Annotated in this window: 2 protein-coding genes and 1 pseudogene; 2 read left to right on the top strand and 1 reads right to left on the bottom strand. The window is 55.5% G+C overall.

The genetic code is table 11. From position 1 onward, the window contains the following. Window positions 1-1,026, top strand: a pseudogene (locus IQ273_RS32680) (hypothetical protein); the annotation flags it as partial. 189 nt (window positions 1,027-1,215) lie between these two features. After that, on the top strand, window positions 1,216-1,815 hold the full coding sequence (locus IQ273_RS32675; RefSeq protein ID WP_194027237.1) for a Uma2 family endonuclease: 600 nt from the start codon (window positions 1,216-1,218) through the stop codon (window positions 1,813-1,815). A 14-nt stretch (window positions 1,816-1,829) separates the two neighbouring features. Here IQ273_RS32675 and IQ273_RS32670 read toward each other — a convergent pair. Further along, window positions 1,830-2,229: hypothetical protein (locus tag IQ273_RS32670; RefSeq protein ID WP_194027236.1), on the bottom strand; the 400-nt coding region annotated here is incomplete at its 5' end.

The following is a 2,229-nucleotide window of genomic DNA, read 5'->3' as shown; positions in this document are numbered from 1 at the left end:
GGACAGTACATGGGGGAGGCTCTGGGCCAGGGGCGCTTCACGGTGCTGGCTCCCACGATTGGCCCAAGTGGCAAAGCCTATGCCAATATGCAGCGGGTACCGCCGGTGTGGGTGGAGCGGTTGGATTCGATCGGGCTGTATCCGGTGAGTTGTCGCCGGGAGCAGAGCCCTTCCCGTCAGTCTCGACCCCACATTCAAGCTCAGCCAGCCCAACCAGGAGTCTTGCGGCTGGAGGATCTAGCCGCAGCGAAGGCCCAGGCAGTGTTGCATGGGGATAGTCCGTTGGAATCGCGATCGCACTCGCTAACCTACGCCCTGCGTGAGTTCTATGGCTGGGAGAACTGGGCTGCCCAAAATCGGGTGCTGATTAGCGGCAATGCCGAGGATTTGGTGCGAGCGGCGGGGGCTGCTTTGGGAATTGACGCTGAGCGGGTGAAGCGAATTATGGACAGCATTGCTGATCCCGGCAGTTGCACCCCGGCGGCGGTTTTTGCTGGGGGCGAGACCAGCGCTTGGAAGCGCGTGTGGAAGCTAGACCGGCAGGTATATGAAGAGCTGTGTCCTGGTGGTATCAGTCGGTCTATCCAAGATACTGTCAGGAGGAACCATCACGTTCTGGCTGTGGGCAAGCCTCAAAAAAAGCAAAACGCAGTCATCCAGACTTCAGTAGCCCATAAGTCTGAAATTTCAGCAGATCAGATTCAAACGTTTGTGCGCCAGGCCCGAGAAATTCTGGCTCATGCCCATCAGACAGGAGAATTGAATGTGACTGGTCAGGGCTCAGCGGGAGATCTCAAAATTTGGGTACAGAGGCAAATTTATCGCATAACTGCCGAGGGTCAAGAACTAGTTGTAGAGGCCCGTAGCCGGGGCGCTATTTTGCAGGCACAGGGTGATATAACCAGTTTGGAAAACCTGACTGTGGTTGATCTGAAACGGTTTCAGGCTGAGACGTTGCGGCTTCAGCAACGCCATCGCCATTATGCAACGGCTCCAGTGATTTCTCGCCAAGGTCAGGAGCGCTGAGTCTGCATTACTGATTGGTTAAGCAAGCTATGAACGTCTGCCGTAGGTTGACCTGGATCTTTGAAGATTAGGTCGTTTGGGCCAGGTTATCTAAAAGCTTTTTATCCGAGGGGTAGCCTGGGCAGGCCAGAGATTAGGTAAGGTCATGCAGCGCGTTAGGATGAGAGCAACGTCTGCGGGGAAAAGGCTATGACCCAGGCTAAGGTAAAGCTCGCTTCCTTTGAAGAGTATCTTGCCTACAGTGATGAGACGCAGCTAGAGGGGCGTTTTGAATTAGTGCGTGGGGAGTTAGTCGAATTGCCACCCGAGTCAGAACCGAATAATTGGCTGGCTAACTACCTGCAATTTCTGCTGGTCGCGGCCAACGTCGCTCCCCTGCGGTTAATCAAAATCCATGCGTTAGAACTGCAAGTGCCGGTCTTGCAACCGAGCGATGCGGCCAACCGCTACCCCGACCTGGTGGTGCTCCGCCCCGAGCATCTGGAACTGACTCAGAGGCGGTTAACGATCACCCGCGATATGCCGCCGCCTCGCTTGGTGGTTGAGATTGTCAGCCCTGGCAAAACCAATCGAGACCGCGATTATGTCTCCAAACGGGCTCAGTACGCAGCCCTTGGAGTGCCGGAGTACTGGCTAGTTGACCCCGCAGCACAAACCGTCATGGTGCTGTCGCTAGCCGGTGAGACCTATCAAGAGGTTGGAGTATTTGGGTTGCAGAGGGCCATTGCCTCAGTCGAGTTTCCAGATCTAACTCTAAAAGCAAGCCAGATTTTTGAGGCTGACCAATAGCTTCGGCCAATTCCCTATCGTTCAAAGCCTCTATTTTGTCTGTTGGAACGGCTGTCACGCATTGTGTGAGACAGGTTTGCCTGTTGACTGGCCGTAGCAACTAAATTGTCCAAATTGGTCGGTAGCGGCACATCAGCAGGCTGAGAGCGGCCACTACTGATACCCGTAACATCTCCAGGGTTTTCCTTCGCCCTAGATCGCTCCACCCGCTTAATCAGCCGATCCAGGTCTTCCGACGCATACAGCCGCAACTCCCGCTTCACCCGGCTCACCGCCACATAAAAGCTCTCCCGCCCCACATAGCGATCCAGCGCCCCAATCAACCGCTCTGCTGACTTACCCTGGGCTGCATAGGTAGTGCTGACCAGCGCGTAGTCCAGATGCGCCAGCTCCGAACTCTCGAAGGATCCCACC

The organism is Nodosilinea sp. LEGE 07298, from assembly GCF_015207265.1.
Taxonomy (GTDB): Bacteria; Cyanobacteriota; Cyanobacteriia; order Phormidesmidales; family Phormidesmidaceae; genus Nodosilinea.
Note: the sequence above shows the minus strand (reverse complement) of the source record. Positions and strands in the feature narration are given on the sequence as shown.

Bases quoted from the DNA above. Each gene is read 5' to 3' on its own strand.
- IQ273_RS32675 (WP_194027237.1), top strand. From the start codon at position 1,216: ATGACCCAGGCTAAGGTAAAGCTCGCTTCCTTTGAAGAGTATCTTGCC.